The sequence below is a fragment of the Psychrobacillus faecigallinarum genome, assembly GCF_014836595.1.
GTDB lineage: Bacteria > Bacillota > Bacilli > Bacillales_A > Planococcaceae > Psychrobacillus > Psychrobacillus faecigallinarum.
This window is the reverse complement of the sequence record NZ_JACSQO010000002.1, coordinates 64,113-78,499: the sequence shown is the minus strand read 5'-3', so window position 1 is coordinate 78,499 and position 14,387 is coordinate 64,113. Positions and strand designations below refer to the sequence as shown.

11 protein-coding genes are annotated in these 14,387 nt (G+C 36.0%); 1 reads left to right on the top strand and 10 read right to left on the bottom strand.

All coding sequences use genetic code 11. The annotated features are described in order from the left end of the window. Positions 1–660 precede the first annotated feature (660 nt). The 6 genes from H9650_RS05115 to H9650_RS05090 all read right to left on the bottom strand — a co-directional run bounded on the left by H9650_RS05115 (position 661) and on the right by H9650_RS05090 (position 6,322). Positions 661–1,368: a DNA alkylation repair protein gene (locus tag H9650_RS05115; RefSeq protein WP_144535271.1), complete on the bottom strand. Its 708-nt coding sequence runs from the start codon at positions 1,366–1,368 to the stop codon at positions 661–663. 379 nt (positions 1,369–1,747) lie between these two features. Further along, entirely contained in the window at positions 1,748–2,128 is a 381-nt protein-coding gene (locus H9650_RS05110) for a VOC family protein (protein WP_144535269.1), read from the bottom strand. Between the two features lie 144 nt (positions 2,129–2,272). After that, positions 2,273–2,815 (bottom strand): ClbS/DfsB family four-helix bundle protein, encoded by a 543-nt coding sequence (locus H9650_RS05105; protein ID WP_191696748.1) that lies wholly within the window; start codon positions 2,813–2,815, stop codon positions 2,273–2,275. A 141-nt stretch (positions 2,816–2,956) separates the two neighbouring features. Beyond that, on the bottom strand, positions 2,957–3,523 hold the full coding sequence (lepB, locus tag H9650_RS05100; RefSeq protein WP_318245391.1) for a signal peptidase I: 567 nt from the start codon (positions 3,521–3,523) through the stop codon (positions 2,957–2,959). 587 nt (positions 3,524–4,110) lie between these two features. Then, positions 4,111–5,109 (bottom strand): catabolite control protein A, encoded by a 999-nt coding sequence (gene ccpA / locus H9650_RS05095; protein ID WP_144535263.1) that lies wholly within the window; start codon positions 5,107–5,109, stop codon positions 4,111–4,113. Positions 5,110–5,236: 127 nt separating this feature from the next. Then, positions 5,237–6,322: a bifunctional 3-deoxy-7-phosphoheptulonate synthase/chorismate mutase gene (locus tag H9650_RS05090; RefSeq protein ID WP_144535261.1), complete on the bottom strand. Its 1,086-nt coding sequence runs from the start codon at positions 6,320–6,322 to the stop codon at positions 5,237–5,239. Between the two features lie 166 nt (positions 6,323–6,488). Here H9650_RS05090 and pilM point away from each other — a divergent pair, with 166 nt between their 5' ends. Continuing rightward, entirely contained in the window at positions 6,489–8,624 is a 2,136-nt protein-coding gene (gene pilM, locus H9650_RS05085) for a pilus assembly protein PilM (protein WP_191696746.1), read from the top strand. Positions 8,625–9,054: 430 nt separating this feature from the next. Here the strand turns inward: pilM and H9650_RS05080 are convergent, their stop codons facing one another. The 4 genes from H9650_RS05080 to H9650_RS05065 all read right to left on the bottom strand — a co-directional run bounded on the left by H9650_RS05080 (position 9,055) and on the right by H9650_RS05065 (position 14,348). Next, a complete protein-coding gene (locus H9650_RS05080) occupies positions 9,055–9,669 on the bottom strand; it encodes a YtxH domain-containing protein (protein ID WP_144535257.1) in 615 nt (204 codons plus the stop codon). A 19-nt stretch (positions 9,670–9,688) separates the two neighbouring features. Beyond that, positions 9,689–10,147, bottom strand: coding sequence for a DUF948 domain-containing protein (locus H9650_RS05075; RefSeq protein WP_144535255.1), 459 nt, complete (start codon positions 10,145–10,147; stop codon positions 9,689–9,691). Between the two features lie 144 nt (positions 10,148–10,291). Beyond that, positions 10,292–11,593, bottom strand: a complete 1,302-nt coding sequence (murC, locus tag H9650_RS05070) for a UDP-N-acetylmuramate--L-alanine ligase (protein WP_191696745.1) — start codon at positions 11,591–11,593, stop codon at positions 10,292–10,294. Between the two features lie 112 nt (positions 11,594–11,705). After that, positions 11,706–14,348 (bottom strand): DNA translocase FtsK, encoded by a 2,643-nt coding sequence (locus tag H9650_RS05065; protein WP_191696744.1) that lies wholly within the window; start codon positions 14,346–14,348, stop codon positions 11,706–11,708. Positions 14,349–14,387 lie beyond the last annotated feature (39 nt).

The following is a 14,387-nucleotide window of genomic DNA, read 5'->3' as shown; positions in this document are numbered from 1 at the left end:
AGACTTACTAAATAAAATGTAAGATAAGTTATTTTCAAATAATGAGTTCATGATAAACTATTAGATTCTTTAGTAAAAGTTACCTATCCATTTATTCACAATTTTATTATTATAACGTTCACAATAGTGTGTCAACATTTTATGAATTCTAAAATGCTATTTTTTTGATGTTCAATACTTTAGAACGGTTTATATGTACCATTTTAGACACAATAATATTACTAATTACCTCTTGTTTTCAAAATTTTTTAGAGGGTTTTAAGTTGCACCTAAATGGTATTTATAAGTTTACAATGTATCCTTTTCGAATAAAAGTAAAGAAAATAATGTAAAATAATAGCAGGTATTTTAAAAGGTGAAGAAGCCTAATTTTTTTATAGAAGTAAAAATGAATATGTAAGCTATTTTAGTACAATTCTTAATAATACTTTTGGACTTGTAGCTTAGAAGCTACAGTGAATAAAAGGACGCCATCCTATTGATAATATTCCCCAGTAGTGAATATAAAATGGAAATTAACGAGAATACAAAAAAGCTGCTTCTATTTCCTAATTAGTTAGGAATTAAAAGCAGACAATGGAATACAATTTTATTCAATTACGCACATGCTATAAAAAGTGAATTTTATAGTTGGATGTTTTTAAGTATCCCTCTAACAAATTAACATCTTACATGTTTACGTTTAAAACCAAGCCTTTCTTTTTCAATCTCTTTTTGAATATTTTCGTAAGCATTAAGAAAACTGTTTTTTTTCTTCTCACGTTTTATTTCCACAGGACCTATAGCCTTAGCAGTTTCTAATGCTTTCTTATGGAGCGGTAAATAGGAAAGCCCTACTGTGTAAATAAAGTTATTCATAGAGGATTTCGCTCGTTCTGGCGATTCATGTATCGTATTTTTTACCATATCAAGCATATTGGAAATTTTCTCATCTGAAAATTCATCGTCTTTTCGATTTCCTAAAAGCCAGCAATAGCAGCTCCATCCAGCAGACATTCTTAGCTCTTCCCCGCTTGCAATCCATTTGTCAGCAACTTCCTGTGCAATATCTGACTCAGATAAAGTAACTGCTACTACAAAATCAGACAGCATATAAAAATAAGCAGCATCCATCCATCGATCATAATCGGACACACTCATTGCATTTGGATCTGCAATAATACCCGCAAAGTACATCGCATCATAATTCCCAGTGGCATATAGTTCCTCAGCTAAATGCTGATTTATTTTTATCTTCTTTACGATTGGTTTCATTGCACCTGTTGCAACGCCAAATAGCGGTTCATGTGCTCCGTTAGAAAGATATATCTTTTTAGTTCTTTCCTTGCCTAGTGCTTCAAGCTCCTGCATTACCGTTTCTAAGTTCATTGTTTCACACTTCCCTTTTTAAGAATTCTTCAACCTAATATTTATACCTATCCAATTCATCACTATTATCCTATACAAAGGAGTCACTATGCGCGTATTCTGCTCACTAATATAAAACGAATGAAAGTGTTCGCTCATATCTGATTTGCATGCTTATCTACCGAAATGAGATTTTTGTTGTACTATATCACAAGCTTAAAATTAATAATAAAAAACAAAAATATTTTTTAACAAGGCATTTATTACTTCATTATGAAGTGCCAAGTTCTGCAAACCTATTACAAATGTTTTCTTTAAAGTTAATATCTATCCTTACATAATAAAAAAGCTACCTAGATTAAGTAGCCTTACCTGTACTTATCAACTATTATTTAGGAAATTACTTTTTTTCCATTACTGCAAAATAGTTCTCTTCATTGTCTGCAAAGTTAAATACTCTACCAGTCGGCATATTTACTATCTCTCCGACTGTAATTTTTTTATTTAATAAGTCATTGTATAATTGTTCGATATCCTCTGTGAAAAACATTAATGAAGGAGTATCAAGATTTAATCCAGGAGACATTTTAGAGACAAAATCTTTATTATGCAGAATGAGACTTGTTTCTGCACCATTTATCGGAGCAATTTCAATCCATCTAAAACCCTGATCATTGTTCTCTTCAGCTATTACAGTAAAACCTAAATTTTCTGTCCAGAATTTCACAGCATTATCTTGGTTATTTACATACAACATAATTTGACCGATTTTACTTAACATCTTCTCCGTCACTCCCTTTTAAAAAGACTGATTTACTATCTTAACTAATATTCTTTGTTTGGGAAAAAGAATCCTTCTTAATTTTACTGCTTAGTTTAAAATAAACCCTGGAAATGATGGTCATTTTGAACTTATCACATTACTTTAGGTACTTTGTTTCACAAGCTTGTCCTTTTCTCCGTCATTAATATAATTTGCAATAACTTCACATTTTTTTATAGCCCATATGTAATGATTGGAGGTATTTGCTGCAAAATAGCTGTATAAATTACTTGTCTTAGTCCACTTATAGTATTTCTTTGTCATGATTTCTTCATTCGTATGTGCCTTTATTAAATTCATTACTCTCTCATGGCTTAACTTAAATTTTTTTATAGCTTGATTTAATGTTACATCTTGATAGTTTTTCCAAATCTGCATATTAAGTAGCTTGATAGTACTCCATTTATAACTGGGTGCCGGCATAAAAGGGATATCTCCATCCATCCCTTCTCTATACCACCTTTCAAGCATTACATGCCACTCATACAGATGCATTAATACATCTCGAAAATTCTTATCTCTTTCTAGAGTCTCAATAGAAACACTTCTTTTTCTGCTTGGTACAGAATCAATTATATCAAGAAGTGATCTAAAATTTCTGTCGCTATTCAGTATAAGAACTTCTTTTTCACTTACTACCATCATAATCATTCCATCCTTTTTTACTATAAGCTTTTATTATCAAATGGTCTTCCGCAAAAATAGTTTATATCATTAAATATTCTTTACAATAATTTCTATCCTACTTTTACTACTTTCCAATTTTGTTGAATAACAATAACAGAATCATTTTATTAACTTTAAATTATCTAAAGGAAGAAAAACAATTTCTGCAGACCCTAAAAATTTGTCCATCGGTACAAAACCAACACTAGGATCTCTACTATCTATACTATTAAGACGATTATCTCCCAGTACAAAATAGTGTCCCTCTGGCACAGCAATTTCACCTAATTTTTGGTCTAATTTAAAGTCTTGAGTGAGTGTATCATTGCCTAGCAAAGCTTTTTTATATTCATCCAAGTAGGGTTCTTCGTACTTCTCACCGTTAATAAAAAGTTCATCGTTTTCATAAGCAATACGGTCACCAGGAATACCTATAATACGCTTGATATAATTTGTATCTTCTTTTGCTTCAAATACAATCACATCAAATCGCTTGTACTCCGTCAATCTTGGACCAATTTTATTCACTACTACTTTGTCACCGTCTTCAAAGGTGGGCATCATAGAAGCACCATCAACGACAATAGGTGTTAATATAAATACTCGAACTCCCCAGGCAAATAAGATAGCAATGCCTATTGCTTTTACCCATTCCAATAATTCATTTTTATCTTTAGTTTTTCTCACTTTTAATACCTCTTTCTCTAATAGAATAATTCCTTTAATTAACACCTTCGACATCCGTTTAGTAATACCTGCTTTTTTAAACTAAACAGCATTGTTAGTTTAAGCAAAATATTTTCTCACTGAATCAACGAAATTGTAAAGTAGATCATCGAGATTATGAGCTGGTTTAATTAAGCAATGTTACAGAGTAGTCGTTCAAATATCGTTCCCCCCACGAAAACCGTCAGTCGAAAGCGGAAGTTTGCCATCTATTGATCCTACTTTTTATATAAATTGAATTTAACTTTAATAGTTGATTTTGTTTTATCCATCCGGCAATCTAACTTCCACACAACTTATGATTGGAGCAGCATACGGCGACTCCAATGGGATCAGTGCGACAGATGAGACGCGTAAGCGACGGTGATGGCTTATCATTCCCCCACGGAAAGCGTCCGCATAAAGCTGAAATCGACTATTCTTTGTTCATTCTCCCGTATCTTATAAAATAGCAATTATGTGATTAAATGGATAGGTACTAATATGCAAATGGTTCTCTCCATAAAAAAGAAGAGTCATGAATGCATCATGACTCTCCCTCAACAATGTTATTTAACTGTATTTCTTTCCTCAATACGATAAGGAAGAACTACATTTTGTTCCTCAATCTTTTCTTTATTCATAAACTTAGTCAGCAATCTCATGGAAACCGCTCCAATATCATATAAAGGAAGCACTACGCTAGTTAATTGCGGTCGTACCATTCGAGCAAGTTTGGAATTCTCAAAGCTTATAATTTCAATATCATTAGGGACATTTAAGCCACTATCCTGTGCTCCGTGAATAAGTCCGATTGCTATTTCATCACTTCCTGCAAAAAATGCAGTTGGTGGATTGTCCAGTTTACAAAGCTGTTCCCATGCCGCTAAACCGTCGTCGTATGTATTATCGACGCCTACTATTAAATCCTCATCCACTTCGATATCCGCATTTTCCAACGCTTCCTCATAGCCCGCAAGCTTAAAGTCACGATTAATCGGAGATGAAATGGAACCTGATATAAAGGCGATTCGCTTGTGACCGTTTTGAATAAGTCGATTCACTGCATCAATAGCAGCCTCACGATATTCAATATTCACAGAAGGGAACGAATTAGAATGCTCCACTGTTCCTGCTAAAACAACCGGTGCATTTGCCCGGTTCATCTCATGTAACATTTCCTCTGAAACATAGTCACTCATCATGACTATACCATCTACTTGTTTACTTAAGAGGGTCGACAATAACTGAACTTCTTTTTCTTCCTGTTGATCGGAATTCGTTAAAATAATATTATAGCGATACATAGTTGCAATATCTTCAATACCGCGAACTAATTCCGCATAAAAAACATTTGATATGTCCGGGATAATAACCCCTACGGTTTTTGTCTTTTTACTTGCTAAACCTCTTGCCACAGCATTAGGACGGTAATCTAGTCGTTCGATCACGGCCAACACCTTTTGGCGAGTTGCTGGTTTTACGTTTTGATTGCCATTAACTACACGTGACACAGTAGCCATAGATACATTAGCTTCTCTTGCTACATCATAAATAGTGATAGTCATTGCATACCCTCCTTTTCTTATCTAATTTACAGTATATATTAAAATAATACTTTATATCCTCAACAACTTTCAATTAAATAATAAAACCGACTCTTATTTAGAGTCGGTTTTGTGACAATACTATATTTTATGCGTGAACTTCATGATTTTTCATGAATTTTTGAATGGAATCATAGAACTCATCAAATTGCTTTAAGTTCATTTGCTGAGCAGCATCAGACAATGCCACTGCAGGATCTGGGTGAACCTCTGCCATTACTCCGTCAGCTCCAATAGCAATTGCAGCCTTAGCAGCAGGTAGTAAAATATCACGACGACCAGTTGAATGCGTCACATCAACAAATACAGGCAAGTGAGTCTCTTGTTTTAAAATAGGCACTGCCGAAATATCTAAAGTGTTTCTTGTAGCTCTTTCATATGTGCGGATACCACGCTCACATAAAATGATTTGGTCATTACCTTGAGAGATAATATATTCAGCAGCATGGATAAATTCATCTAAAGTAGCTGCAATCCCACGTTTTAATAGGATAGGTTTATTTATTTGACCTACTGCTTTCAATAGTTCAAAGTTTTGCATATTTCGGGCACCGACCTGTACAACATCTACATAGTCAAGTGCTTCCTCTAAGTGACTAGGTGTTACGATCTCCGAAACAACCGCTAAACCGAATTCTTGAGAAATTTGTTTTAAAATTTTCAATCCTTCTAAGCCAAGTCCTTGGAAATCATAAGGAGACGTACGTGGTTTGTATGCTCCTCCGCGAATTAACTTTAATCCTTTAGATTGAATCGCAGCAGCAACTTCTGCAACCTGCGTATATGATTCAACAGCACAAGGGCCAAATACAAACGATGGCGTTCCTGTACCAATTTGTTCTCCATTAATTGTTACAATTGTATCTTCTGATTTCTTTTTGCGAGAAACGAGAAGTGCTTTTTTCTGGTCATCCACTTGTAATTCTAGAGCTGTTTTAAAGATTTCTTTAAATATATGCTCCACAGTTGATTGTGGCATTGGACCGTCATTGTTTTCTTTAAGATGATCTAGCATATGTCTTTCACGAAGAGGATCATATCTATTTACACCTTGCTTTTCTTTAACTCTACCTATCTCTTGCACTACTTCCGATCTTTCATTGATTAAACGTAGAATTTCTACATTAATCTCGTCTACACGGCTTCGTAAAGCCTCTAAATCCACTTGATTCATAGATATTTCTCCTTTCGTCTCAGCTACGACTCTTTCTATCGCCTGAAAATTATGATACATTTTAGGATATAATTCATATTATAATCAATCATTTGAGAAATGTCACGCTTTTTATTTTAGCGATTCAACTCGCTAAAGTGTCTCATATTAAAAAGGAAGTGAGAACTTGTCATCTACCCTATTTGCATTAGATATCGGTACACGATCTGTCGTAGGAATAATTCTAGAACAACGAAATGAAACGTTTCATGTAGTTGACATACTTGTGGAAGAACATAAGGATCGAGCAATGATGGATGGTCAAATACATAACGTGCTCAAAGTAGCAGAGGTAATACAATTGATAAAGGAAAAACTAGAAGCTAAGCATGGTCCTTTAGAAAAAGTAAGCGTTGCTGCAGCAGGAAGAGCTTTAAAAACTGAGCAAGCCGAGATAAAAATGAATATAAAAAATAGACCGATTTTTTCCGAGGAAGACGTTAGTAGACTAGAGCTTTCAGCAGTTCAACAGGCTCAAAATGCTCTTGTTCAGCCCGACAATGGAAATCAGTCTAGTCACTATTATTGTGTTGGATATAGTGTTTTATACTACAAATTGGATGGAGAAGAAATTGGGAGCTTGGTTGACCAACAAGGTGAGGAAGCCTCAATAGAAGTAATAGCTACCTTTCTTCCGCGAGTTGTAGTTGAATCTCTGATTTCTGCTTTAAAGCGAGCTAATTTAGAAATGGAGGCTCTTACATTAGAGCCAATCGCAGCTATTAATGTATTGATTCCCACATCAATGCGTCGTTTAAATGTTGCCCTCGTTGATATTGGAGCAGGAACATCAGATATAGCAATCACTGACTTTGGTACAGTAGTCGCCTATGGTATGGTTCCATATGCGGGAGATGAAATTACCGAAGCATTAAGCGATCATTATTTATTGGACTTTCCTCTTGCTGAAAAAGCAAAGAGAGCAATCAATACTAATGATTACATTCAAGTGCAGGATATCCTTGGTTTTGAACAGGACATACCAAAGGAAGAAGTTATAGAAGCTCTAAAACCAACAATTACAGAACTAGCAACTGAAATTTCAAAAGAGATACTACGTTTAAATAATAATCGCTCTCCTAAAGCTGTCATGCTTGTAGGAGGTGGTAGCCTAACACCTACCATCACCACCTCTTTAGAACAAGCATTAAATTTGCCAGCTAATAGAGTTGCTGTTAGAGGTATCGATGCAATACAAGATTTAACAAAGGAAGAACATATTCCAATCACACCGGAGCTTGTCACACCGATTGGTATTGCAATTGCAGCGAAAAAGTCTCCTATTCAGTATATGTCTGTAAAGGTGAATGGGCAGGTTGTTCGTTTATTTGAACTTAAGGAAATGACAGTTGGTGATGCGTTATTAGCTGCGAATATATCAACCCGAAAATTATACGGGAAACCTGGTGCTGCTCTATCTATCCAACTTAATAATCAAACTCTTCATATCCCTGGAGAACATGGTCAAGCGGCTTTGATAATGGTAAATGGAATGGAGGCTAATACGAAAACCATCATAAAAAATAAAGATACAATTGAGCTTCTAGAAGGAAAAGATGGAAACCCAGGAGTAGCTACTGTTCGAGACTTGTTGGATGAGGCATCTGTTCAAACAGTCACCTTCCAAGGAGTTATGTATATTGTAGAACCAAAGATTTATATCAACGGTGCTTCTTCTACAATAGACACTCCTTTAAAGGAAAGAGACAAGGTTACTGTGGAAACAGTTCAGACAGTAGAACAGTTCCTACATATCATCAACAAGGAAAGCTATATAGAGAAGCTAAACCCTTACACAGTTACCATTAACGATAAAAACCACTATATGCCCGTTCTTTCTCCTAACCTACTCATCAACGGGATGAAAGGCAAATTACAGAGTTCCATTCAAGATAATGACGTAATAGTAATCAATACTTTAGAGTACCCTACGTTGGAAAAATTGGCTGAGATATTAAACAAAAAATTATCTATTAGAACAGTAGTCACCTTTCAAAGTGAAAAAGTTGAACTTTTTAAAGAGCTTGCTATAGTTTCTATGGGAGAATTGACTCTTCAAGGAAGTGATGTCATACCAAACAATGCCAAGATTGTATGGGAAGAAGCAAATGACTCCTCCTGGATTTTTCAAGATGTGTTTCGCTTCACAGAGTGGACTCTTCCAGAGAATGCCACCTCTTTTCAAATTTTGAGAAATGGTCAACCTTCCCGATTTGATGAAGAAATTTTCGGAGGAGACCAACTGGAAATTCGAGTAGGGTAGAAAAATAAAAAAGAACAAGCATCTCTGCTTGTTCTATCAGACTGTAGACAAACCCAAAGATATTGGAATTGTCTTATAGTCTTTTTTTATTAACGGTACTATAGTAAGAAATCGTCGATTTCCATTTCAGGCGTCGCTCAGTCCGCGTGCTTCGGCTCGTGCTGTTCCGGTAGGAATCTTCGCGCCTTCCATTCCAATCGACCAATGTTAACTTTTTAAATGTGTGGAGTTTTTAAATCTTCTAAGACATCTTTTAAAAGTAATCATGCCACTTGGACTTGGCAAACTGCCTAATGTGAGTTGAAAACATAGACGACTCACCATAAAATTCAGGGTGGTAATTTGAACTTAAATAAAAAGTACCCCTAGAGAAGAACTCCGGGGGTACTTTTTCTACAGTTTGAGAACAAGCATCTCTGCTTGTTCTTTTTTATTTTTTTGTAGTGGTAGTCTTTTTAGAGTTTGAGTTTGAATTAGAATCGTTTTCTTCTGTAATCGCTTCTTTAATAGCTTCAGCAACTGCAGTAGCATTTTCCTCTTCTTCTGTTAACTCTTCTGTCGTTTGAGAAATAGTCTCCATGAAATCCATTGGTTCTTCTCCTTCAGATGAAGCAGTACCATCATCTAATGGTGAAGCAGGTGAACCTTTAATGTTTTTCACTTTGTCTACTAGCTGACCAGATTGCTCTTGCAGCTGTTTAGAAATTTGAGTTGTTTTTTCTTTAGCAGTTGAAGAAAGGTCGATTGTTTTTTCTTTCAGCTGGCCTGCTTGAGATGTTAAGGAGTCACGAAGCTCTGTCCCTGTTTTTGGGGCTAATAATAGTGCTGTCGTAGCACCTATGATACCACCGATAATTACTCCCATGATGAAGTCCTTACCGTTTACTTCTTCATCCTTATAGATATTGTGGCGGCTTTCCTTATAAGAAGGCATTGGTGGATAGCTAGGCTGCCCTTGTCGATCATATGATGATTGGTTTGCATAGTACTCGTGGTCAAATTTTGCATCATTGTAATTTGGTTTGTTTGATTCGTAATTAGTCATTTCAATTCCTCCAGTTAGCTTATTTTATATTGTCTTTTTCAAATGTATAAAAGCCAGCTTGTTCCATTGCTTTACGTTCTTTCCACTTGTCACGTATGCCAAGGAAAATGCTGCTCCACTGAACAACCTGTGCAATTTTATCTTCATTTTTTTCCACTTCTGAAGTGACAGAAGTTGACAGGCGTTGTATTGAGTTATTGAATCCATTCACCGATGTTCCAACATTTTTCACTGCTTCTACAACCGTATTAAGCTTCTCGGATTTATCTTGAATATCCACTGCCAGTTCGTTTGTTTTATGCAAAAGTTCAGCAGTTTCTTTTGTTACGTTTTGTAAATGAGCCTCTAACCCATCTAATGTATCTGCCACATTGTTCAAGGTCTTTTTAACGGAAGACAAAGTTACCGCCAAGCTTATACATAATATTAGAAATGCTATGGCCGCTACAATTGCAGCTATGTATAATAGATTTTCCATTTGGACACTCCCCATCATTTTTGTTATGTAGTATTTTTACCCTAATTGAACCAAACTAAACTTCTTACTCTATATACTATACTACTTTTTTTTGAAAACTCCTCTAAAAAATGCTTAATCTACATAAGAGATTAAGCATTTTTATTAATTATTTAGTTTTTTTTCAAATGCCTTTTGATATTTTTGGACATCTCCTGCACCCATAAACATAAACACAGCATTTTCATGAGTTAATAATTGTTCCACCGACTCCTCTTGAAGGATATGACTGCCCTCTATAAGATCACCTAGTGTTTCGATAGTTAAAGAGCCTGCGTTTTCTCTAGCTGATCCAAATATGTCGCATAAGTACACTTCGTCAGCTAAGCTAAGGCTTTCTTTAAACTCATTTAAGAACTTTTGAGTTCTAGTAAATGTGTGTGGTTGGAATATCACTACAAGCTTTCTATCTGGATACTTTTGACGTGCGCCTTCAATTGTTACAGCAATTTCTGTCGGGTGATGAGCGTAATCATCAATAATTACACGATCTCCTATAACTGTTTCCGTAAAACGTCTTTTAACACCCTCAAAGGATTCTAAACCATCCTGGATAACCTCTACAGGCACACCCTCATAATGACATAAAGATATAACCGATAAAGAATTCAAAATGACATGATCACCGTACATTGGTATCGTAAACCGATGATAAAACTCATTTCTTACAAATACGTCAAAGGAAGTCCCCTCTGTTGTCTTTTCTATATTACGAGCAGCAAAATCATTATGCTCCCCGAAACCATAATAGACAACAGGCACAGACGCTTTAATGCGTTGAAGATGAGAGTCATCTCCACAAGCTATAATGCCCTTTTTAACTTGCATCGCCATTTCCTGAAACGCGTTAAATACATCCTCAATATCTGTAAAATAATCTGGATGGTCAAAATCGATATTAGTCATAATCGCATAATCTGGACTATATGCCAAAAAGTGTCTGCGATATTCACATGCTTCAAAAACGAAATTAGAGGCGTTGTTAACCCCTTTACCAGTGCCATCACCAATTAGATAAGAAGTAGCGTTATAACCGCTTAAAACGTGAGCGAGTAGACCTGTAGTTGACGTTTTCCCATGAGCTCCAGTTACTGCAATTGAAGTAAACTGGTTCATATAATCACCTAAAAACTTATGATAACGAATAACTTCCAACCCTAGTTCCTTAGCCTTCACTATTTCAGGATGAGTGTCAGGAAATGCATTTCCTGCAATCACTGTCATTCCTTCTTTTACATTATCTTCATCGAACAATAGAACATTTATCTGGCGATCATGTAATGGTTTTTCTGTAAAAAAATATTTTTCAATATCGGATCCTTGAACTTCATGACCTTCATCATGAAGGATTTGAGCTAACGGGCTCATACCCGACCCCTTAATCCCTGTAAAATGATACTTTGTCATACATTGTAAACCTCCTGGGATTAGTCCCACTTATATACATTGATTATGCGTTCGCCTATTAGACGTATTCCCCATTATATCACTTTTTAGTACGTTATATTAATAAATATATTTAACTAAAAATTTGGTCAATGCTATCATTTGTCAATAACACTTCTCTAGCCTTACTTCCTCGTTGATCAGAAATATAACCACTCTCATACATAGCATCAATCAGCCTAGCTGCCCGATTATATCCTAAGTGGAATTTCCGTTGCAATAATGATGTGGATGCACTGCCCTGTTCAACTACAAATCGACAAGCTTCCTCAAATAATTCGTCTTGTTCGGAGGCTGTCTCTGTTTTTTGTATTAGCTCATCCTGTTCAAACATATAATTGGGGGTTCCTTGGCTTCTTGCAAAGTCAATAACACTTTCTATTTCATCGTCTGTCACATAAGTACCCTGAATCCTTACTGGACTCGACATACCATTGCCTTGATAAAGCATATCTCCGCGACCAAGCAATCTCTCAGCACCTTGCTGGTCTAAAATAGTCCGTGAATCTATTTGGGATGATACAGAAAAAGCAATTCGTGTAGGAATATTTGCCTTTATGAGGCCTGTAATTACATCAACAGAAGGACGTTGTGTTGCTAAAACAAGATGTATTCCACAAGCTCTTGCTTTTTGTGCAATACGACAAATAGCATCCTCCACCTCGGTTGGAGCCATCATCATTAAGTCAGCTAACTCATCAATTACAATAACAAGGTAAGGTAGTTTTTGAGCAAACTGTCTTTTTTCCGTGGCCAATGTGTTATATCTGCTAATATCACGCACTCCGATATGAGCAAACAATTGATAACGACGTTCCATTTCTTCAACTGCCCATTTGAGAGCTGCTGTTGCAGCTTTCACATCTGTGATTACTGGACTTACTAAATGAGGAATATGGTTAAAAGGAGCAAGCTCCACCATCTTAGGATCGATTAACAATAATTTCAATTCATCTGGAGTTGCCTTATATAACAGACTAACAAGCAAAGAATTGATAAACACAGATTTCCCCGAGCCTGTTGCTCCTGCAATTAGCCCATGTGGCATCTTTCTCAAATCGATTGTCACAGGTTTACCAGTTAAATCTAAACCAAGGGCTGCTTCTAAAGGAGAGTCAGATTCAATAAATACATTCGTGTTAAGAACCTCCGATATACGTACAGCACGTGATTTTCTATTAGGAATTTCAATACCTATTGAGCTTTTTCCTGGTATAGGAGCTTGTATACGAATGTCCTTCGCTGCTAGAGCAAGCTTAAGATCATCTGCTAGGTTGCGAATTTTACTTACCTTCGTACCATGTCCTACTGTAATTTCAAATTGAGTAACTGCTGGTCCTTGAAACATTTGAACAATTTCCCCGCTCACTTGAAAATACGAAAGGGCTTCCACTAAAGTGGCAGCTTGATCCTCCATCCACTCCTTATCCTCATCCTTCATCTCTGGAGGTAAAAGATAACTAAAGGAAGGTTTTTGATAGCTAGAAGTGTATTCTTCCTGCATTTCCTCAATTGGTTCTGTTACAGAGTTTTCTTCCACCCTTACTTCTTCTTTATGTCGGGCTTGTGTCGGCTCAGCTACAGAAACAGGCGGCATGGATGAAAAGCTCTGTTGGTTAGGTATTATTTTATTTCCTAGTTTATTCAACTTATCCTTATCTGACTTTAGCATTAAAACGTTAAAGGGTCTGATTTTCTCTGTTCGAGTTGCTTCAGGCGTCTTAATCGGTTCTCCTACTGATTCCCCTTTGACTTCAAGCGATTCTACTACTTGCTGTTCTTCTTTTCTTTCAAGTTGTTCGACTAGCGGTGTTTCTTTGGTTTCAAGTAGCTCTGTTACCGTTTGTTGCTCTTCGTTTACTTCAAGAGCATTAACTACTGCTTCTTCTTCGACTTCATGTTCTTCTTTTCTTTCAAATTGCTCGACTAATGGCTGTTCTTCTACTTTAAGGAGCTCAGTTACCATTGGTTGCTCTTCTTTAACTTCAAGATTATTTACAACTGTTTCCTCTACTACTTCAAGCGGTTCTGCTACTTGTGATTCCTCTTTTACTTCAACATGCTCTAATTTCGGCTTTTCCACCTTAGAAATTTGTTCCAATTCTTGTTTTACTTCTACTATCTCGTTTGGCGATTCCTCTAAAGAAGTATTGATATTTGGAGCTTTATCGAGAACCTCCGATGTTTTTTCACTTACTACAAGTACTGGATCCTCTATGGCATTTTCTTTGATTTCCACTGATTGCTCTGCCTTTACCTCCTGTGGCATGGGGAAAGGACTCACAATTTTTTCTTTACTTATAATAGGCTCTCTCTCTATAATTGGTTCCTTGTGGGTTGTCCCATATTTTTCCTTTGGCTTATTATAGCCATATACTGGAGAAGGAACTTGAGTTGGAGTGAAGGGTCTCTTTTTCTTTACGATAGCTGCTTCTTCAACTATTTCTTTTTCCACTTTTTTGACTACTGGCTGTATTTTTCTTTGTTGCCAGCCTTCATAGATAGGAGGAGCTTCATATACTTTTTTCTCATTTACAATCGGCTCGTTAATTATTTTTTCTTCCTTTACTCCATACAGGAATTCGTTTTTTTCATTATCCGATATTAATGGAAAGCGGAAAGGAGTTTTCGTTTCTTTTGGAGATAACTCCTCAGCTTCAAATTCTTCTATATTTTCTTCCTCATTATTTGAAAATAATTTTTTAAACCAGTTCATTTACATCACTCTTTCTACTCGATACCATCTATTTTACCA

Excerpts from the sequence above, each read along its gene's own strand:
- H9650_RS05105 (WP_191696748.1), bottom strand. The coding sequence starts at position 2,815 with ATGATGGTAGTAAGTGAAAAAGAAGTTCTTATACTGAATAGCGACAGA.
- ccpA (WP_144535263.1), bottom strand. The coding sequence starts at position 5,109 with ATGACTATCACTATTTATGATGTAGCAAGAGAAGCTAATGTATCTATG.
- H9650_RS05065 (WP_191696744.1), bottom strand. The coding sequence starts at position 14,348 with ATGAACTGGTTTAAAAAATTATTTTCAAATAATGAGGAAGAAAATATA.
- H9650_RS05110 (WP_144535269.1), bottom strand. The coding sequence starts at position 2,128 with ATGTTAAGTAAAATCGGTCAAATTATGTTGTATGTAAATAACCAAGAT.
- H9650_RS05080 (WP_144535257.1), bottom strand. The coding sequence starts at position 9,669 with ATGACTAATTACGAATCAAACAAACCAAATTACAATGATGCAAAATTT.
- H9650_RS05115 (WP_144535271.1), bottom strand. The coding sequence starts at position 1,368 with ATGAACTTAGAAACGGTAATGCAGGAGCTTGAAGCACTAGGCAAGGAA.
- H9650_RS05075 (WP_144535255.1), bottom strand. The coding sequence starts at position 10,147 with ATGGAAAATCTATTATACATAGCTGCAATTGTAGCGGCCATAGCATTT.
- H9650_RS05090 (WP_144535261.1), bottom strand. The coding sequence starts at position 6,322 with ATGAATCAAGTGGATTTAGAGGCTTTACGAAGCCGTGTAGACGAGATT.
- murC (WP_191696745.1), bottom strand. The coding sequence starts at position 11,593 with ATGACAAAGTATCATTTTACAGGGATTAAGGGGTCGGGTATGAGCCCG.